We start from the raw sequence: 18567 nt of genomic DNA, 5'->3' as shown, positions 1-18567 counted from the left end.
GCACGCAGCGGAGGAACGCGCAGACTGCTCGGCCTTGGCCCGTAACACCGGTGGTGGCGCGCCACCGAAGACCGAGACCGGAGCGGCGCCGGTGCCGGAGCAGGTCGCCCCGTTCGCGATCATGCGGATCGACGAGGCGCGGCAGGTGAGCAAGGAGGGCCAGGGGATCCGCGTCGCGGTGGTCGACTCCGGCTTCGGCAGGGGTGCGCAGGACTACCACGGAACCGTGGCGGCCGGCCTGATCTCCCAGATTGCGCCCAAGGCGAGGCTCAGTGACCACCCGGTCCTCAAGGTCGGCCAGGAGAAGTCGACTATCGAGGCCAAGAAGATGGTGGCCGAGCTCAGCTCACTGGCCAAGGGCAACGTCAAGGGGATGATCGTCGACATCGGTCTTCCCGCGACGCAGCAGGCGCCCGGCCTTGATGCCGCCGTCGACACGCTCATCAAGAGGGGGGCCATCGTGGTGATGGCCTCGGACTGGTCCGAGGTCGTCACCGACTCGGACCCTCTGGACATCGCGTCCAAGGCGTTCCCCCATGCCAACGACTCGATCGTGACGGTAAGCGCCTCCGGCACCTGGCAGTCCGACCCGGACTTCAAGGTGCTGCCGAACTCCAAGACGGATGTCACCGCGCCGACGTACGGCGCCCCGTCGATGACGCTCTTCGGGAAACCGTGCTGGGTCGACTCGATCACGACGTCCTTTGCAGCCGCCGAGGTCGCGGGAGTGCTCGCACTGATCTGGTCGACGAACCCGGGCTGGAGCGCCGAGCAGGTCATCGACCGTCTCTACAACACCACGTCGGGCCGGGAGGGCCAAGGCGGCCGCTACTGGGGTGCCGGCGTGGTGAACGCCTACGCCGCGCTCACCCGCCCGCCCGTCGAGGAGGCCGCCGCGGCGCCGGAGGTCGAGCAGGCCCCGATGGCTCGCGAGAAGGTCGACCCACTCGCCTCCGTCCGGGAGAACGCGATCTGGTGGGGCATCGTCGGTGGGGGCGCGCTCGGTCTCGGGCTGGTTCTGCGACCGATGTTCTCGCGGCGCAAAGGCTCGATGTAGCCCCGTCACGACTCGCTGTCGAAGGCCTCGCGCGCTGCTTCGACCGCCGGGAGCGTCGTGGTCGACCAGTGGTAGAGCCGGTCGATGAGATCCTGCAACGTGCTGCCCAGCGGGCTGATGCGGTATTCCACCGCGATCGGGCGCGTGCTCAGCACCACGCGCTCCACCATGCCGTTGCGCTCCAGACGCCGCAACGCCGTGGTGAGTGACTTCTGGGTCACCGCGGGGATCGCCTGGCGCAGCTCGTTGAAGCGGCGTGGCCGCTCGCACAAGGTGTCGAGCACCTGGAGCGACCACTTGTCGAGGAGCTGGTCGAGGAGCTCGCGATGGTCCGGGGTGAGGCGCAGGGGGCCTGAGGTGGTATCCGGCATGACACCTAGTCTCGTTGAAGTTTCCTCTGGATACCAAGTACACATGAGAAACCAGTTTGCTTCGAAAGGAATCTCATCGTGCCCGTTGAACTGCTCACCCCTGACGGCATGTTCCAGCCCGTGCCCTATCACCACGTCTCCGTGGCGACCGGCTCCCGCCACATCCATGTCGCCGGCCAGATCGCCCGGGACGAGCTCGGGCGTGGTGTGGCCCCGGGCGACCTCGCCGGTCAGCTCGCTCACGCCCTCCGAAACACCGCCCGCGGTCTGGCCGGCGCCGGAGCGACCTTCGCCGACGTCGTACGCCTGCGGTTCTTCGTCACCGGTTGGACTCCGGACAAGTACGACGCCTTCGTCGCGGGGCTGGAGAGCGTCGTCGACGAGCTCGGTATCCCGCAGCCTCTGCCGCCGCTCTCGGCCATCGGCGTGGACTATCTGTTCGAGCCGGACGTCCTCGTCGAGGTCGAGGCGTACGCCATCGTGGACTGACCCGTCCCGCAATGCAGAACGCCGATCCGGAGCTGCGCTCTGGATCGGCGTTCTTGCAGGTCAACCTAGGTTTCCTGCTGGCGGATCTGGGGGGATTCGAACCCCCGAGGGCGTTAACCCAACACGGATTCCAGCCGTGCGCCATAGGCCACTAGGCGACAGATCCGTGACGGATCCTACGCGGCTGCGTACGTTCGGGGGAAATCGGCGGAGGGCCGCCGGGCGTGCATTGGGATCGGCGAGGGGACTCGTCTAGACTCTCCGGCAACCCCCCATGTGGCGGCATCTTGTCGAACCTCCCCAGGGCCGGAAGGCAGCAAGGATAAGCGAGCTCTGTCGGGTACGTGGGGGGCCTTTTCTATTTCCTCACAGCTCGCCCCGCGCGGTCGCAAAGTGTCGGTGCTGGCGGATAGGGTCTACCGAGTGGACGCACCGCTAGCTCTCTACCGCCGCTACCGGCCGGAGACGTTTGCCGAGGTCATCGGCCAAGATCACGTCACCGGCCCGCTGCGCAATGCGCTGGCGGGCAACCGGGTCAACCATGCGTACCTCTTCTCCGGGCCTCGCGGCTGCGGCAAGACGACGTCGGCACGGATCCTGGCCCGTGCGCTGAACTGCGAGCGGGCACCGATCGCGGACCCCTGCGGGGAGTGCGAGTCGTGCCGGGACCTGGCTCGCGGCGGGCCGGGCAGCATCGACGTGATCGAGATCGACGCGGCCTCCCACGGTGGTGTCGACGACGCCCGAGACCTGCGGGAGAAGGCGTTCTTCGCGCCGGTGAAGAGCCGCTACAAGGTCTACATCATCGACGAGGCCCACATGGTCTCGACGCAGGGCTTCAACGCGCTGCTCAAGCTCGTCGAGGAGCCGCCCGAGCACCTGCGCTTCATCTTCGCGACGACAGAGCCGGAGAAGGTCATCCCGACGATCCGGTCGCGCACCCACCACTATCCGTTCCGGCTCTTCCCGCCCAAGCTGGTCTCCGACTACATCGCGACGCTGTGCGAGAAGGAGGGGATCAACGTCGAGCCGGCCGCGCTGCCGCTGGTCGCGCGCGCGGGCGCCGGGTCGATGCGCGACAGCCTGTCGGTCATGGACCAGCTGCTCGGTGGCGCCGGGCCTGAGGGCGTGACCTACGAGTTGGCCGCCGGACTGCTCGGCTACACCCCCGACGCGCTGCTCGACGAGGTCGTCGACGCCTTTGCGGCCCATGACGGCGCCGCGGTGTTCGGGGTGATCGACAAGATCATCGAGACCGGCCAGGACCCGCGGCGGTTCACGGAAGACCTGTTGCGCAGGCTGCGTGACCTGGTCATCGTCAAGGCGGTCCCGGACGCGCCCGCGACGGGCCTCATCGACGTCTCCGAGGACGGCGGCGAACGCCTGGTCGCCCAGGCCGGACGATTCGGTCCCCACGACCTCTCCCGGGCCGCGGACGCGGTCGCAACCGGCTTGACCGAGATGCGCGGCGCCACCGCGCCCCGACTCCTGCTCGAGCTGATCTGTGCCCGCGTGCTGCTGCCTGCGGCCGACGGTGCCGAGGGTCTCGCGGCCCGCTTGGACCGGTTGGAGAGGCGGATCGAGATCAGCGGTACGCCGACGGTCGCCGCTGCTCCGGCGCCGGCCGCCCCCGCCCAGGATCGCCCGGTGCTCAAACCGTCGGTCGGCTCGCCCGGCCACGAGACCGTCGCCCCGGCGCCGTCGGAGCCCGAGCCCGCCCCGACGTACGCCCCGGCGCCCGAGCCCGAGCCTCAGCCCCTCCGCGAGTCCGCTCCGGCCGCGGAGACGTCGCCGCAGCAGGCGCCGCCCGCTCCGGAGCCGAGCCAGCCTCAGCCACCGGCCCAGCCTCAGCCGGCCCAGCCCCAGCCGCAGCAGCCCGGCGGGATGGGCAATGTGGACATCCGCCGCCTGTGGGACGACGTGATCGCCCAGACCAAGGGCCTGCGTCGGGCGACCTGGTCGCTGGTGGGTCAGAACGCCCAGGTGGTCGACTTCCGCGACGGCGTGCTCACCCTCGGCTTCGCCTCGCCGGGGCTCCGCGACCGGTTCGCGACCGGTGGGCACGAACCGATCCTCGGGCAAGCCCTGGTCAACGTGGTCGGCATCCAGCCGAAGATCGAGGCGATCGTCGCCGGTGGCGGCCACGGCTCTCCGCAGCGGCAGGCGCCACCGCAGCCGCAGCCGAGCCAGCCCCGGGAACCCGCGCAGCCGCAGCAGTCGCCGGAGGCCTCCTGGAACGAGCAGGCGCCGCCTCCCGACTGGGCCGCCGAGCCGCCGGCCCCGGACCAGCCGCCCGCTCCGCCGGAGTCATCCGCGGCGCAACCGGCCGACCCGGGCGCGATCGCGCTGGCGCGCGAGGCGATCCGGCCCACGCGTGCGGCCGACTACGAGCCCCCGGTCGACGACACCGCAGCCCGGCTGGCGGAGGCCGACGCCGCGGTGAACCCCGACGACCAGGCCTACGACGGACCGGCCGCCATGGGTGCTGAGGCGCTGCTCGCTCAGGAACTGGGTGCAACGATGATCGAAGAGATTCCTCACAACTAGGACGGCACAGATGACGAACCCACTCGAAGGCCTCGGCGGTGGCGAAGGCGGCTTCGACCTCAACGCGATCATGCAGCAGGCCCAGGCCCTGCAGAGCCAGATCGTCGACGCCCAGGAGAAGCTCGCCGAGACGATCGTCGACGGCACCGTCGCCGGCGGTGCGGTGACCGTCAAGCTCACCGGCACCGGCGAGCTGGTCGGCGTGGAGATCAAGCAGGGCGAGTTCGACGGCAGCAGCCCCGACGACCTCGAGGACCTCGGCGCCGTGATCGTCGCCGCCTACCGCGACGCGAAGGGCAAGGCCGACGCTCTCGCCGGCGAGGCGATGGGTCCGCTCGCGGGCGGCCTCGGTGGCGCCCCCGGCGGTGGCGAGCCGCCGTTCAAGCTCGGCTTCTGAGACCGACACAGCGAGAAGACAGGCACAGAGTTGTACGAGGGTGTGGTCCAAGACCTCATCGACGAGCTGGGAAGGCTGCCGGGCGTAGGCCCGAAGAGTGCCCAGCGGATCGCGTTCCATCTGCTGCAGGCGGATCCTGCCGACGTACATCGGCTCGCCTCGATCCTCAACGAGGTCAAGGCGAAGGTGAAGTTCTGCTCGGTCTGCTTCAACGTCTCCGAGGAGGAGACCTGCCGGATCTGTCGCGACCCGCGTCGCGAGCAGTCGGTGCTGTGCGTGGTCGAGGAATACAAGGACGTCGTCGCCATCGAACGCACCCGTGAGTTCCGCGGGCGCTACCACGTGCTCGGCGGCGCGATCAGCCCGATCGACGGGATCGGCCCCGACCAGCTCCGCATCCGCGAGCTCGTCCAGCGGCTCAACGACCCCGGGATCACCGAGGTGATCCTCGCCACGGACCCCAACCTCGAAGGCGAGGCGACGGCGACCTACCTGACCCGTCAGCTGAGTCCGCTCGGCCTGAAGGTCACCCGCCTGGCCAGCGGTCTTCCGGTTGGTGGCGACCTGGAGTACGCCGACGAGGTCACTCTCGGCCGCGCGTTCGCCGGTCGCCGAGCAGCCGAGTAGACCCTGAAGCGCTGATAAGAGCCGACTCTTTACCCTCGTCAGGCCGCGAGTTCGGCGGTAGCCTGACGATTCAAGGGACCTCGGGAAGGGGGCGTCATGACCAACGACTTGACCGGCAAGGATTTCGCCACCAGCATCGCTGACTCGGTGGAGAGCTTCCTGCTCTCGGTGCGTGCGATCGCTGCCGACGGCGACGGTGGTAGCGCCGTCCCGATGCTGCTGCTGGAAGTGAGCCAGATCCTGCTGGCGGGTGCGCGGATGGGCGCCCAGCAGGACTTCGAACCCCGCGAGGAGTTCCAGCCCGACGTGGGCATGGAAGCCGACGTCGACGAGCTCCGGATGGGGCTGGCCCAGATCTTCGGCGACATCGACACCTACAGCTTCGTCTTCGACCCTTACAGCCCCGACGTGGTCGACAGCCAGATCTCCGACGACATCGCCAGCCTGGTGACCGATCTGGAGTATGGCCTTCGCCACTACCGTCTCGGCGACGTCGACGAGGCGCTGTGGTGGTGGCAGTTCAGCTACGTCAACAACTGGGGGAACCTGGCCGGTGCGGTGCTCAACGCGCTGCTCACGGTGGTCGCCCACGACCGCCTCGACTCCGAGCCGTTCACCGGCGAGGACGAGGACCTGGCTGCCGCTGATGAGATGCTGGAGAAGACGGCCGCGACCGCCACGTAGACTTCTGCGACGTGGGTATCGTCGTTCAGAAGTACGGTGGCAGCTCGGTCGCGGACGCTGCAGGCATCAAGCGTGTGGCTCAGCGAGTGGTCGCGACCAAAGAGCAGGGCCACGACGTCGTCGTGGCCGTGTCTGCCATGGGCGACACCACCGATGAGCTGATCGACCTGGCCAACAAGGTCTCGCCCGACGCCACCGCGCACGCGCGTGAGTTCGACATGCTGCTCACCTCCGGTGAGCGGCAGTCGATGGCGCTGCTCGCGATGGCGATCAACGACGTCGCGAACGAGCGCGGCCTGGCCTACGAGGCCCGGTCGTTCACCGGCTCGCAGGCCGGTCTGATCACCGATGCGCAGCACGGCCGGGCCAAGATCCTCAGCATCATGCCGGAGCGGATCCAGGCAGCGATCGGCGACGGCGCGATCGCGATCGTGGCCGGTTTCCAGGGCGTCTCCAAGGACACCAAGGACATCACCACGCTCGGCCGTGGCGGCACCGACACCACCGCCGTCGCGCTGGCGGTGGCGCTGAACGCCGACGTCTGCGAGATCTACACCGACGTCGACGGCGTCTTCACCGCCGACCCGCGGATCGTCCCGACCGCCCGCAAGCTCGGCGTGGTCGCCTTCGAGGAGATGCTCGAGCTGGCTGCGTCCGGTGCCAAGGTGCTGCACCTGCGGTCGGTGGAGTTCGCCCGCCGTCACAGCCTCCCGATCCACGTACGCTCCTCCTTCTCCACCCTCAACGGCACCGTGGTCAAGGGCAGCATCGACGCGGTCTCGCCGCACGCCGACCACCAGCCCGCCGGGGACGCCGGCATGGAGGCGCCGATCGTCGCCGCCATCGCCTACGACCGCAGCCAGGCGAAGATCACCGTCGTCAACGCCCCCGACCAGGTGGGCGCCGCCGCGAAGGTCTTCGAGATCATCGCCGGGGTCGGCATCAATGTCGACATGGTGGTCCAGGACTCGTCATCGGCGGCCGCCGAGCGCACCGACATCACGTTCACGCTGCCCCGTGACGACGCCGAGCGGGCCGGGAAGGCCCTGAAGCTGGCGCGTGACGAGCTCGGCTTCGAGCGGGTGAGCACCGAGCCGCGGATGGGCAAGGTCTCGCTGATCGGCGCCGGGCTGCGTACGCAGCCGAAGAAGATCGCCGACTTCTTCTCCGCCATCGCGCAGGCCGGGGTCAACATCCAGATGATCTCCACCTCGGAGGTCCGGGTCTCGGTCGTCGTCGGCGACGACGAGGTCGACCGGGCGGTGCAGGCAGCCGCCGAGCGGTTCAGCGACGTGGAGATCGAGAAGGTCTCCTACGGCGCCGACGCCGATGGCGACACCCCCGAGATCGTCGGCGTGGCCCACGACCGCGGTGAAGCCAAGATCACCGTCGCGGGCGTCACCGACGAGCCCGGCGAGGCGGCCCGGATCTTCGACACCCTCGCCGACAACGGCATCCACATCGACATGATCGTGCAGAACGTGTCGGCCGAGGAGACGCGACGTACGGACATCTCGTTCACGCTGCCCCGCGCGGACGTCAAGCAGGCGCGTGCCGCGCTCGGCGAGATCCAGGCCGAGGTCGGCTTCGCCGACCCGGTCACCGACGAGCAGATCGGCAAGCTCTCGATCGTGGGTGCCGGGATGCGTACGCATCCGGGGATCACCGCGAAGTTCTTCGCCGCGCTCGCCGCCGAGGGAGTCTTGATCCGGATGGTCTCGACCTCGGAGATCCGCGTCTCGGTGCTCGTCAGCGCCGACGACCTCGACCGCGCAGTGCGCGCCACACACAGAGCATTCGGCCTCGACAGCGACGGAGAGGCCATCGTCTATGGAGGGACCGGCCGATGAGCGTCAATCTGGGAATCGTGGGAGCCACCGGGCAGGTGGGCGTCGCCGTACGCCAGATCCTGCTCGAGCGGAACTTCCCGCTCGGCGAGGTCCGTTTCTTCGCCTCGGCCCGTTCGGCGGGCAAGGCCATCGAGTTCGGTGACCGTTCGGTCGTCGTCGAGGACGCCGCGACCGCCGACCCGTCGGGCCTGGACATCGCGATCTTCTCGGCCGGTGGGGCCACCTCGAAGGCGCTGGCGCCGAAGTTCGCCGACGCCGGCGTGATCGTCATCGACAACTCCTCGGCCTGGCGCAAGGACCCGGCGATCCCGCTGGTCGTCTCCGAGGTCAACCCGTCGGCGATGGCCGGGGTCATCGAGGCCCGCCAGGGCATCATCGCCAACCCCAACTGCACCACGATGGCCGCGATGCCGGTCCTCAAGGCGCTCCACGACGAGGCCGGCCTCGAGCGCCTCGTCGTCTCGACCTACCAGGCGGTCTCGGGCTCCGGCGTCGCCGGCGTCGAGGAACTCGTCACCGAGATCGCAGCTGCGGGCGACAAGGCCCGCGAGCTCGCCTACGACGGGTCCGCCATCGCGTTCCCGGAGCCGGACAAGTACGTCGAGACCATCGCCTACAACGTCCTGCCCTACGCCGGCTCGCTGGTCGACGACGGTCTCAACGAGACCGACGAGGAGCAGAAGCTCCGCAACGAGTCCCGCAAGATCCTCTCGCTGCCCGACCTGCGGGTCTCCGGGATCTGTGTCCGCGTCCCGGTCGTCACCGGTCACTCGCTCGCGATCAATGCCGAGTTCTCCTCGCCGCTGACCCCCGAGCGCGCCACCGAGATCCTGTCGACCGCCCCCGGTGTCGAGCTCCGCGACGTACCCACGCCTCTGCACGCCGCAGGCAAGGACCCGTCCTACGTCGGTCGCATCCGCCAGGACGAGGGCGTACCCGACCACCGCGGCCTGGCCCTGTTCGTCTCCAACGACAACCTCCGCAAGGGCGCCGCGCTCAACACGGTCCAGCTGGCCGAGCTGGTCGCCGCCGCCCTCTGACGAGCCGTCACGTACGTCGGCCGAGATGGCATCCCGATGCCCGCTCGGCCGACGGCGGTGACGCCTCGGCCGACGCGGGTGACGCCTCGGCTTGCGGGGGTTGTCAGTCGATGTAGGTGGTCGTGACCCAGTAGGCGAGGGCGTACGCGGCGGCGGTGAGGATCACGGCGATGATCACGCCCCAGACGTTGGTGAAGAGCTCGGTGAGGAAGAGCATCGAGAGTACGGCGACGAGCGCTGAGCCGAGGAAGCTGATCGTGAACGGGGAGCGGGCGCCGGCGAGGCGGAGGAGATAGCCGCCGACGACGACGGCGAGCACGAACACGGCGATCAGGATGATCGCGCCCTTGTCGCCGAGGGACGAGGTGCCGCGCGTCCATTGGCTGACGGTGCCGCTGAACCAGATCGCCAAGGCCATGAACGCGCCGACGATGGCACCGATCATGACCGCCGCCGACAGGCCCGTCGGGGTGCCGATGTTCAGGCGCCGCCGGTTCGGGTCCTTGGGCGGCTTGGGGGCCTTGGGCTCTCGTGGGGCCTTGGCCGCCTTGGGCTCCTTCACGGGCTTGGCCGGCTTCGGGGCCTTCTGCTTCGGCGCAGGCTTCTTCGCGGTCTTCGCAGCCGGCTCGGGGGCGATGACGGGCGGAGCCGCCTTCTCCAGCACCTGGGTCTTCTCTGCGGAAACCTTCTGAGCAGGAGCCTTCTCGGGCTTGGCGGTCGTCGGCTTCGCGCCCCCACGCTTCTTCTTGAAACCGAACGACGGCGCGGCGAGCTTGTCGGCGGGGTCGTTGCTCATGAGGGGCAGTTTCGCATGTGGTGGGGCCCACCATGAACTCAGGCTCGGAGATCTTTGCGATCTCCGAGCCTGAACTCGATGTCGGGTTGACAGGATTTGAACCTGCGGCCCCCTCGTCCCGAACGAGGTGCGCTACCAAGCTGCGCTACAACCCGAATGCTGCACCGATCAACGGTCCAACGAGGATTGAGCATAGCCCAGACAGCCGCTCCATCCGTAATCGGGCCCTATCCCCGGGACGCCCCGCGCGGAGTGAGCGTCAGGAGCGTGGCCTCGGGACGGCAGGCGATGCGGATCCGGGTGTAGGGCGAGGTGCCGAGACCGGCCGATACGTGGAGCCAGGCCTGCCGCCCACCGTGGGTGTGGGTGTGCAGACCGCGTGCCCGCTCAGGATCGATGTCGCAGTTGGTCGCCAGGGCGCGCCCGCCGGGCAGGCAGACCTGACCGCCGTGGGTGTGGCCGGCCAGGATCGCGTCGTAGCCGTCGGCGGTGAACTGGTCCAGGACCCGGAGATAGGGAGCGTGAGCGACCCCGAGACGTACGTCTGCCGACGGGTCGGCAGGGCCGGCGACCGCAGGCAGGTCATCGAGCCGGAGGTGGGGGTCGTCGACGCCGGCGAAGGCGATCTCGATGCCCTTGACGGTGAGGGAGGAGCGCGTGTTGGTGAGGTCCAGCCAGCCGGACTTGCTGAAGGAGGCGGAGAGGTCGCGCCAGGGAAGCTCAGGAACATTCGTACGCCGCTTGCCGCGGTCCGGCAGCAGGTAGCCGATCGGGTTGCGCATCCGCGGCTCGTAGTAGTCGTTGGAGCCGTGCACGAAGACGCCGGGTGCGTCGAGCAAGGTGCCGAGCGCGTTGACGACCGCCGGCACCGCCTGTCGATGGGCGAGGTTGTCCCCGGTGTCGACGACCAGGTCCGGCTTCAGCGCAGCCAGCGAGGCGATCCAGTCGAGCTTCCGGTGCTGCGTGGGCACCACGTGCATGTCGGAGAGGTGGAGCACCCGGAGCGGCTCCGCGCCCTCCGGGAGCACCGGCAGCCGCACGTGGCGGAGCGTGTATTGACGGGCCTCCCACAGGGCGTACGTCGTCAGGGCCGCGCCGGTGGCAAGCCCGGTGCCGAGTGCTGTGCCGATCACTGAGGCGAGCCGCATGGCTCCACCCTGCCACAATGGGTTTCATGAGCTCTTTGAAGGACCGTCTCCGCACCGACCTGACCTCCGCGATGAAGGCTCGTGACAAGGACCGTGCCGGGACGCTGCGCATGGTCATGGCGGCGATCAGCGAGGCCGAGGTCGCCGGCAAGGAGGCCAAGGAGCTCAGCGACGACGAGATCACCACGATCCTCACCCGCGAGGCCAAGAAGCGCCGCGAGGCGGCCACGGCCTTCGCCGAGGGCGGTCGCACCGAGCAGGCCGAGAAGGAGACGGCGGAGGCTGCGGTGATCACCGAATACCTCCCCGCTCAGCTGAGCGCCGAGGAGATCGCCGACCTGGTCAGCCAGGCCATCGCCACGACCGGCGCGGCGGAGGAGGGGATGCGTGCGATGGGCAAGGTCATGGGCATCCTGACCCCGCAGACCAAGGGCCGTGCGGACGGTGGTGCTGTGGCGGCGGAGGTACGCAAGCAGCTCGGCTGAGCAGCACCCGAGAACGCCCGTGGCCCCCACCGGATCGGTGGGGGCCACGGTGATGTCAGATCAGCCTGTCGGCCATTCCCAGCCGAAGTCGGGCTCGTCCTCGACGGCGGCCGGCTTCTCGTCGCGACCGTTGTCCGGCTTCTTCTTGTCGGGCTGCTTCTTCTTCTCGGGCTTGGGATCGGGCTTCGGCTCCGGGCCGAGCGAGGTGTAGATCGTGATCGGCGACCCCTCGGCGGCGTCGCCGGACGGGGTGGTGAAGGCGACCAGGCCCTGGTCGTAGTCCGAGTAGGCCTCGGGGCCGACCTGGACCTGGAAGCCCGCGCTCCGCAGCACCTTCGTCGCCTTCTCGACCGTCATGCCGCCGACCCAGGGGACGTCGACCGTGTTGCCAGCGATCACCTTCGGGTCGGGCTCGTGGAAGTCCACCGACTTGAGATACTTGTCGATCACCTTCATGGCATCGCCCCACATGGGGCCTGCGAATCCGGATCCGGATGCGGTGTAGATGTAATCGCCGCCGATGTATTGGCCTTGGAGGCCTTGGGGCGTACCGGAGTAGTTGGCGCCGGCGATCATCGCCGCGGTGGCCAGCTTCGGGGTGTAGCCCATCAGCCACACAGCCTTGTTGTTCTGGGTCGTGCCGGTCTTGCCTGCGCTGGGCACGGACAGGGCCTGCCCGGCAGCGAACCCGCCGCCCTCCATCACGCCGCGGAGGATGTCGTTGACGGCGTCGGCGGTGCCCTTGGCCATGACTTGCTGGCAGGTGGGCTTGTAGGTCTTGATCACTTTGCCGTTGGCATCGAGGATCTCGTTGACCGGCACCGAGTCGCAGTGGGTTCCGCGGGCACCGAACGTCGCGTACGCCTCGGCCATCTCCAGCGGGCTGACGTCGACGACGCCGAGGGTGAAGGTGGGGACGCGCTCGGCGCCGCCGCAGCCGGTCTCGCTCGGCTTGCACGCGTGTCCGTCCTTGAAGCTGACGCCGAAGGGAGCGGTGAGCTTGACGCCCATCTTCTGAGCCAGCTTGTAAGGCGTGCACATCCCGGTGAGCTGGAAGAGCTGGGCGTAGAAGGTGTTCACCGACTCCCGAGTGCCGGTGTAGGCGTCCTTGCTGCCCGAGGTGGTGGAGTTGTGGAAGGTGTGGCTGCCGACGCGGTTGCCGTCGCCCGGGCAGCCGGCGAAGGTGGACTCGTTGAGCGTCAGCTCCTCCGGTGAACTGATCTGCTGCTTGAGCGGGAAGCCCTGCTCGATGGCCGCGGCCAGCGTGAACGCCTTGAAGGTCGATCCTGCCTGGAAACCGTTGGAGTCGCCCGCCTTCTCCTTGGGAACCAGGTAGTTGAGGTAGGACTGGCCCTTCTTCTTGTTGTCACCCATCGGGCGTGACTGGGCCAGCGCTCGCACCCGGCCGGTGCCGGGCTCGACCATCGCCAGCGCGCCGATGGCTTGGTCGGTGGCGTAGACGTGGTCCTCGACGGACTCCTGAGCGGCGTCCTGGAAACGCTGGTCGAGCGTGGTCTTGATCGTCAGTCCGCCGGACTTGATCAGTGCGAGCCGGTCGGCTTCGGTCTCGCCGAAGGCCGGGTCCTTGACGAGGTAGCGGAGCACGTAGTCGCAGAAGAACTCCGCAGACGAACCGAGGCAGCCGTTGCGCTGCTTCTGGACGTTCAGGCCGAGGCTGGCGTCCTTCAGCTTCTCCGCCTCGGGGCGGGAGACGACCTTGAGCGCGGCCATCCGGTCGATGACCACGTTGCGGCGGGCGATGGTGGCGTCGGGGTAGTTGGTCGGGTCGTAGCCCGTCGGGTTCTTGACCATCCCGGCCAGCATCGCGGCCTGCTGCCAGTTGAGGTCGGAGGCATTGACGTTGAAGTAGTGCTTGGCGGCCGCCTGGACGCCGTAGGCGCCGTCGCCGAAGTAGGCGGCGTTGAGGTAGCGCTCGAGGATCCAGTCCTTGGAGTGCTTCTCCTCCAGCGCGATCGCGTAGCGCAGCTCGCGGATCTTGCGGGCGGTCGACTTCTCGATCGCGGCCTTGCGCTCGGCCTCGGTCTTCGCGGAGTAGACCAGCGTCGTCTTCACCAGCTGCTGGGTGATCGAGGAGCCACCCTGCACCGAGTCGCTGGCCTGGTTGGTGATCAGCGCGCGCAGCGTGCCCTTGAGGTCCATCGCGCCGTGCTGGTAGAAGCGGTAGTCCTCGATCGCCAGCAGTGCCTTCGTCATGTTGGACGAGATCTGGTCGAGCGGGCGGTAGACCCGGTTCTGGTCGTAGAGCGTCGTGATCAGGTTGCCCTTGCGGTCGACGATCTTGGTCGTCTGCGACAGATCGTCGACCTCGAAGGCCTGCGGGAGCGAGTCCATCTGCTCGGCGGTCTCTTTGGCGGCGATGCCGGCCACCCCGGCGAACGGGATGGCCAGACCAGCGGCGACCACTCCGAGGACGGCCGCCACCCCGCACATGACGGCGAGGTGCTTGAGCACGGTCTGCGGGCGCAGCGACGGCGAGGACATGCTGGTCATCGTAGGTGATCACGGCTAATAGCACACGATTCGCAACAGGGCCCCGACAGGGCGGTCACCAGCGAGTCCCGGGACCCCTCCTAGTCATTTAGGACTACGTACTTTGGGTAAGAAGGGTGTGTCACTCGACAGGTTCGGGTCCTTAACCTTTAGTCCGCACGGGCGCCCACGCCGTCAACTGGGGAGGGCGAAGCGCTCCGATGAAGGGATGGCACACAATGTGGGTTGATGAATGGTCCTTGCAGGCCGCGTGTCGTGAAAATGAGCCCGACGAGCTCTTCGTGAGGGGAGCCGAGCAGAACAAGGCCAAGATGGTCTGTTCTGGCTGCGTAGTTCGCACCGAATGCCTCGCCGAGGCGCTCGACAACCAGATCGAGTGGGGCGTCTGGGGCGGCATGACCGAGCGCGAGCGTCGTGCCCTGCTCCGTCGCAGCCCGAACGCCTCGTGGCGCGCCGTGCTCGAGGCCGCGCGCACCCGTGCCGAAGTGGAGTGAGCACTCGTCCCCTACTCGAGTGGATCGCTGAAGATCTTGGTTGAGCCAGGACGTACGTGAGCGAGCGTCAGCGAGCGAACCAGACAACCCACACGCCGCCGTGTCCGTAAACTCGCGCTTGCGCTACGGACGTGGTGGCGTGACGTGCGTCCTGGCTCGACTCGTTTCCGGCTGCTCAGCCCTGGGCCAGCAGGCGGCCGATCTCCCGGAGCCCGTCCAGATCGTGTACGTCGCCGGGCAGCGCGGGCACGACGGCGGTCGGGACCTGCGGGTGGGCGACGGCGAAGCGCTCTCGCAGCTGATGCTGGCGCTCGACCAGCAGGGCGCGGTCGGCGTGCAGCCGCAGTAGCCCGGCGGTGAGGGGCGCATCCGGAAGCCGCTCCGAGGCTGCGCCGGCGGCAGCGGCGGTGAGGGAGGCGTCGTCGGGCAGGGTCGCGCGGTTGACGACCAGCCCCTGGAGCGGCATCCGGTCTCCGGAGAGCCGCTCGACGAAGTAGGCAGCTTCCCGGAGCGCGTCGGGCTCGGGCGCCGCGATCACGAGGAAGGCGGTCTCGTCGGCCTGGAGGAGCGCGTACGTCTCCTGGGCCCGCTGCCGGAACCCACCGAAGACGGTGTCGAGCGCGGTGACGAAGGTCTGCAGGTCGGTGAGCATCTGCCCGCCGAGAACCTTCTTGAGCGCATTGGTCACGATGTTGATCCCCGCCGACATCAGCCGGACCGGTCCCTTCGCAGGCGCCAGCATCAGCCGCAGGAACCGGCCGTCGAGGAAGCTGGAGAGCCGCTCGGGGGCGTCGAGGAAGTCGAGGGCGCTCCGGCTCGGGGGCGTGTCCACGACGATCAGGTCGTAGTCGCCGTTGCCACCGTTGTGGGCGAAGGAGTCGCGATAGAGCTGGCCGAGCTTCTCCATCGCCATGTATTCCTGCGTGCCCGCGAAGCTGGAGCTCAGTGCGATGTAGAACTGGTTGTTGAGGATCTGCTGCGCCTTCTCGGGGCTGGCCTGGGACTCGACCACCTCGTCGAAGGTGCGCTTCATGTCGAGCATCATCGCGTCGAGCCGGCCCGGACCGATCCCGGGAACCGGGCGCGGGGTGTTGTCGAGCTGGGCGATGCCCATCGACTGGGCGAGCCGTCGGGCGGGGTCGATGGTGAGGACGACGACCTTGCGTCCGCGCTCGGCTGCCCGGAGTGCGAGCGCGGCGGAGGTGGTCGTCTTACCCACGCCACCGCTGCCGCAGCAGACGATGATGTGGGTGTCCCGGTCGTCGAGCAGCCGGTCGACCTCGAGGTGTCGGGTGTCGTTCGCGTGGGCGGCCAGCGGGCCGACGCGTGGATGTGACGTCATGCCAGCCCCTGGTCCTTGAGCTCCGCCGCGAGCTCGTAGAGCCCGCCGATGTCGATCCCGCCCGCGATCCGGTCGAGCTCGTAGGTCGGGACGCCGAGACCTGCGACGAGGCCACGCTGGGCATCCTCGAGGGCGCGCCGCTCGGCGTACTCCTTCGCCTCGGCGGTCAGAGCGGACACCAGGGCGGGGTCGGGTTCGACACCGGCGCGGTCGAGGTCCTTGGCGATGGCCTCGGCGTCGAGGGTGCCGGCCAGGGCGGGAGCGAGGGAGTCGTCGGGGAGGTCACGGGGGCGGACCTGGTTGACGATGACGCCGCCGACCGGGAGGCCGGCGGCACGCAGCTCGCTGATGCCGTCGGTGGTCTCCTGGACCGGCATCTCCTCGAGCAGCGTGACCAGATGGACGGCGGTGCGGCGGGAGCGGAACAGGGTCATCATCGTGTCGGCCTGGTTCTTGATGGGGCCGACCTTGGCCAGGCCCGCGACCGACTCGGACACGTTCAGGAAGGTGGTGATCCGGCCGGTCGGGGGAGCGTCGAGCACGACGGCGTCGTAGGTTCGCGCTCCCTTGTTGCGGCTGTTGCGCTGGACGGCCTCGAAGAGCTTGCCGGTGAGAAGGACGTCGCGGACGCCGGGCGCGATCGTGGTCGCGAACTCGATGACGCCGAAGCGGTCGAGCGCGCGGCCGGCGGGGCCGAGCTTGTAATACATCTTGAGGTATTCGAGGAGGGCTTCCTCCGGCGCGATGTGCAGGGCGTAGACGTTGCCCGGCTCGGCGTCGGCGCCCGACCGGGTCCGCATCCGCAGTCCGGTCGCGATGCGGGTCTCGGCGTAGGGCAGCGGGTCGACGTCGAACATCCTCGCCACCCCCTGGCGCCCCTCGACCTCGCACAGCAGGACGTTCTTCCCATGGGATGCCAGCCCGAGCGCCAGCGCCGCGGCCACCGTCGACTTGCCGGTGCCGCCCTTGCCTGTCACCACATGCAGCTGCACGTGGGGCCAGTCGGAACTCATGCCGCCGCCTCCGTAGCGCAGGCGCCAGAATACGGACGCAGCGGCATGAGGCCGATGGTCACTCGCTGGCGCTCGCTCATGACCCCGACTGTATCCAGCCACCGGGAGTTGTGAACCTCAGAGTGACCTATACGTCACTCTCGGCTTCACAACTCAGGGGGTGATGTTGAGGTTCTCGACGATCTTGGTGCCGAGGGTGGTGTCGCCGGTGATCGTCACCTTCGAGGGGTCGGCGGACGCACGGCCACCGGCCAGGAGGACGTACGTCTCGCGGTCGGCGGAGAGCGTGACGGTCGGAGTGCTCACGGGGTCCGCGACCGGGACCCCCTTGCCGTCCTTGGTGACCGAGAACGCGTACGGAGCGTGGCCCTCGACCTCGACGACGACCGTCGAACCGGGCTCCCCGCCGGCCTTCTTGGCGAGCACGAAGCCGACGCCTTCGAGGAGGTAGTCGGCGGTGTGGAGGGCGCCGGCGGTGTCGAGACTGCCCGGCCGGCCGGTCGCGCGGCGGATGTCCTGCTCGTGCATCCAGACGTCGAGCGGTCGGTTGCGGAGCAGCTTGCCGGTGCTCCACCCGATCGCGCCGAACACCCCGGGCGCGGGTGCTGCGGGGTCCTCCGGCGGGGAGGCGAGCAGCTCGTCGTGGCGTACGGCGGAGTAGCGGCGGATCTCCTCGATGATGCTCGCTGGCGCGGCGTCGCGACGGGTGAGGACGCCGATCTCGGTGAACTGTCCCATCGGGGACGTGATGTGGGCCGACTCCGGGACCTCCGCCTCCTCGCGCGGTGCGCCACCGGTGAGGCCCTCGAGGTGAGCGACGTGAGAGGCGATCGCGCGTACGTCCCAGCCCGGCAGGTCGGTGGCCAGGTCCCAGTCGGTCTCGGACAGGTCGTCCAGGAGCGCGAGGAGATCCTGCACCGAGGACCACCAGGTGTCGACGTACGTCTTCAGCTGCTCTGTGGAAGTCACGGCCCCGACGGTAGTGCGTCCGTGCTCCGGTCGGAAGGGTCAATCCTGTCGCCGGGGGACCGGCTGGCCGGGTCGGGAAGTAGGGTGCCGCTATGACCAAGTGGGAATACCAGGTGGCGCCGGTCCTCAACCACGCAGCGGCGCAGATCCTCAACAACTTCGGCGCCGACGGGTGGGAGCTCGTCTCCATCCTCGACAACGGCACCGGCAACTACGTCGGCTTCTTCAAGCGGGCGGTCTCGGAATGAGCGCGCCCGAGGAGGTCCTCGCCGAGCTCGGCCTGAGCGTTCCGGAGGTGGTGCCTCCGGTGGCCGCCTACATCCCGGCGATCCGGTCGGGCAACCACATCTTCACCTCGGGCCAGCTCCCGATGAAGGACGGCGCGCTGCTCTCTGTCGGCAAGGTCGGCGGGGACGTCTCGGCCGAGGAGGGCTACGCCGCGGCGCAGCAGTGTGCGCTCAACGCCCTGGCCGCGGTCAAGGCCGAGATCGGTGACCTGTCGCAGGTCAAGCGCATCGTCAAGGTGCTGTGCTTCGTCGCCTCCACTCCTGACTTCACCGGTCAGCCGGGTGTCGCCAACGGTGCCTCCGAGCTGTTCGGGAAGGTGTTCGGCGACGCCGGCCGGCACGCGCGCTCGGCCGTCGGCGTGCCCGTTCTGCCGCTCGACGCGCCGGTCGAGGTGGAGATCATCGTCGAGATCTGAGCCTCGGACGGCGCTTGCGCCGGCCGAACGCGAAGAGGTCGAGC

At 68.8% G+C, this 18567-nt stretch carries 19 protein-coding genes, 2 tRNA genes, 1 other RNA gene and 1 pseudogene; 14 read left to right on the top strand and 9 right to left on the bottom strand.

Translation table 11 applies throughout. The features are described 5' to 3' along the window. Nucleotides 1-34 precede the first annotated feature (34 nt). Nucleotides 35-1057, top strand: coding sequence for a S8/S53 family peptidase (locus WBG06_RS09525; RefSeq protein WP_336736344.1), 1023 nt, complete (start codon nt 35-37; stop codon nt 1055-1057). A gap of 5 nt (nt 1058-1062) precedes the next feature. Here the strand turns inward: WBG06_RS09525 and WBG06_RS09520 are convergent, their stop codons facing one another. Beyond that, nucleotides 1063-1428, bottom strand: a complete 366-nt coding sequence (locus WBG06_RS09520) for a winged helix-turn-helix transcriptional regulator (protein WP_336736343.1) — start codon at nt 1426-1428, stop codon at nt 1063-1065. A gap of 78 nt (nt 1429-1506) precedes the next feature. Here WBG06_RS09520 and WBG06_RS09515 point away from each other — a divergent pair, with 78 nt between their 5' ends. Continuing rightward, nucleotides 1507-1917 (top strand): RidA family protein, encoded by a 411-nt coding sequence (locus WBG06_RS09515; RefSeq protein ID WP_336736342.1) that lies wholly within the window; start codon nt 1507-1509, stop codon nt 1915-1917. A gap of 78 nt (nt 1918-1995) precedes the next feature. Here the strand turns inward: WBG06_RS09515 and WBG06_RS09510 are convergent. Beyond that, nucleotides 1996-2083 (bottom strand) — tRNA-Ser (locus WBG06_RS09510). A gap of 100 nt (nt 2084-2183) precedes the next feature. Here WBG06_RS09510 and ffs point away from each other — a divergent pair. The 8 genes and pseudogenes from ffs (at nt 2184) to WBG06_RS09475 (ending at nt 9062) form a co-directional block, all read left to right on the top strand. Further along, an RNA gene (gene ffs / locus WBG06_RS09505) (signal recognition particle sRNA small type) lies at nt 2184-2274 on the top strand. A 36-nt stretch (nt 2275-2310) separates the two neighbouring features. Beyond that, entirely contained in the window at nt 2311-4464 is a 2154-nt protein-coding gene (locus WBG06_RS09500; RefSeq protein WP_442945423.1) for a DNA polymerase III subunit gamma and tau, read from the top strand. 10 nt (nt 4465-4474) lie between these two features. After that, a complete protein-coding gene (locus WBG06_RS09495) occupies nt 4475-4861 on the top strand; it encodes a YbaB/EbfC family nucleoid-associated protein (protein ID WP_336736340.1) in 387 nt (128 codons plus the stop codon). Between the two features lie 30 nt (nt 4862-4891). After that, nucleotides 4892-5488: a recombination mediator RecR gene (recR, locus tag WBG06_RS09490; protein ID WP_008356228.1), complete on the top strand. Its 597-nt coding sequence runs from the start codon at nt 4892-4894 to the stop codon at nt 5486-5488. 96 nt (nt 5489-5584) lie between these two features. Next, nucleotides 5585-6172: a DUF5063 domain-containing protein gene (locus WBG06_RS09485; RefSeq protein WP_336736339.1), complete on the top strand. Its 588-nt coding sequence runs from the start codon at nt 5585-5587 to the stop codon at nt 6170-6172. A gap of 11 nt (nt 6173-6183) precedes the next feature. Further along, nucleotides 6184-7488 (top strand): annotated as a pseudogene (locus tag WBG06_RS09480) (aspartate kinase); the annotation flags it as partial. Then, a complete protein-coding gene (locus WBG06_RS26520; RefSeq protein WP_442945455.1) occupies nt 7465-8022 on the top strand; it encodes an ACT domain-containing protein in 558 nt (185 codons plus the stop codon). The pseudogene WBG06_RS09480 and the gene WBG06_RS26520, both read left to right, overlap by 24 nt. Further along, nucleotides 8019-9062 carry an aspartate-semialdehyde dehydrogenase gene (locus WBG06_RS09475; protein WP_336736337.1) on the top strand — a complete coding sequence of 348 codons (1044 nt, stop codon included), beginning with the start codon at nt 8019-8021 and terminating at the stop codon, nt 9060-9062. The genes WBG06_RS26520 and WBG06_RS09475 overlap by 4 nt, the downstream gene beginning before the upstream one ends. A gap of 103 nt (nt 9063-9165) precedes the next feature. On the opposite strand, the gene WBG06_RS09470 is transcribed toward WBG06_RS09475, so the two are convergent. From WBG06_RS09470 to WBG06_RS09460, 3 genes are all read right to left on the bottom strand, one after another. Then, nucleotides 9166-9858 carry a hypothetical protein gene (locus tag WBG06_RS09470; protein WP_336736336.1) on the bottom strand — a complete coding sequence of 231 codons (693 nt, stop codon included), beginning with the start codon at nt 9856-9858 and terminating at the stop codon, nt 9166-9168. An 81-nt stretch (nt 9859-9939) separates the two neighbouring features. After that, a tRNA-Pro gene (locus WBG06_RS09465) sits at nt 9940-10013 on the bottom strand. A 72-nt stretch (nt 10014-10085) separates the two neighbouring features. Continuing rightward, nucleotides 10086-11006 (bottom strand): metallophosphoesterase, encoded by a 921-nt coding sequence (locus tag WBG06_RS09460; RefSeq protein WP_336736335.1) that lies wholly within the window; start codon nt 11004-11006, stop codon nt 10086-10088. A 26-nt stretch (nt 11007-11032) separates the two neighbouring features. Between WBG06_RS09460 and WBG06_RS09455 the strand changes: the two genes are divergently transcribed. Beyond that, nucleotides 11033-11491 (top strand): GatB/YqeY domain-containing protein, encoded by a 459-nt coding sequence (locus WBG06_RS09455; protein WP_336736334.1) that lies wholly within the window; start codon nt 11033-11035, stop codon nt 11489-11491. 60 nt (nt 11492-11551) lie between these two features. Here the strand turns inward: WBG06_RS09455 and WBG06_RS09450 are convergent, their stop codons facing one another. Beyond that, nucleotides 11552-13993, bottom strand: coding sequence for a penicillin-binding protein (locus WBG06_RS09450; protein ID WP_336736333.1), 2442 nt, complete (start codon nt 13991-13993; stop codon nt 11552-11554). Nucleotides 13994-14220: 227 nt separating this feature from the next. Here WBG06_RS09450 and WBG06_RS09445 point away from each other — a divergent pair, with 227 nt between their 5' ends. Further along, a complete protein-coding gene (locus WBG06_RS09445) occupies nt 14221-14496 on the top strand; it encodes a WhiB family transcriptional regulator (protein ID WP_336736934.1) in 276 nt (91 codons plus the stop codon). A 175-nt stretch (nt 14497-14671) separates the two neighbouring features. Here the strand turns inward: WBG06_RS09445 and WBG06_RS09440 are convergent, their stop codons facing one another. The 3 genes from WBG06_RS09440 to WBG06_RS09430 form a co-directional block, all read right to left on the bottom strand. Continuing rightward, nucleotides 14672-15838: an ArsA family ATPase gene (locus WBG06_RS09440; RefSeq protein WP_336736332.1), complete on the bottom strand. Its 1167-nt coding sequence runs from the start codon at nt 15836-15838 to the stop codon at nt 14672-14674. Then, nucleotides 15835-16851, bottom strand: coding sequence for an ArsA-related P-loop ATPase (locus WBG06_RS09435; RefSeq protein ID WP_336736331.1), 1017 nt, complete (start codon nt 16849-16851; stop codon nt 15835-15837). Before WBG06_RS09435 ends, WBG06_RS09440 begins: the two co-directional genes overlap by 4 nt. Before the next feature lie 153 nt (nt 16852-17004). Continuing rightward, nucleotides 17005-17820, bottom strand: a complete 816-nt coding sequence (locus tag WBG06_RS09430; protein WP_336736330.1) for a maleylpyruvate isomerase family mycothiol-dependent enzyme — start codon at nt 17818-17820, stop codon at nt 17005-17007. Between the two features lie 92 nt (nt 17821-17912). On the opposite strand from WBG06_RS09430, the gene WBG06_RS09425 reads away from it, so the two are divergent. Together WBG06_RS09425 and WBG06_RS09420 are read left to right on the top strand one after the other, a co-directional pair. Next, complete coding sequence (locus WBG06_RS09425; RefSeq protein ID WP_336736329.1) at nt 17913-18068, top strand: DUF4177 domain-containing protein; 156 nt, start codon at nt 17913-17915, stop codon at nt 18066-18068. Beyond that, nucleotides 18065-18523, top strand: coding sequence for a RidA family protein (locus WBG06_RS09420; protein WP_336736328.1), 459 nt, complete (start codon nt 18065-18067; stop codon nt 18521-18523). Before WBG06_RS09425 ends, WBG06_RS09420 begins: the two co-directional genes overlap by 4 nt. Nucleotides 18524-18567 lie beyond the last annotated feature (44 nt).

It is taken from the genome of Nocardioides sp. CCNWLW239 (genome assembly GCF_037137035.1).
GTDB lineage: Bacteria > Actinomycetota > Actinomycetes > Propionibacteriales > Nocardioidaceae > Nocardioides.
This window is presented reverse-complemented; position numbering and strand designations above follow the sequence as displayed.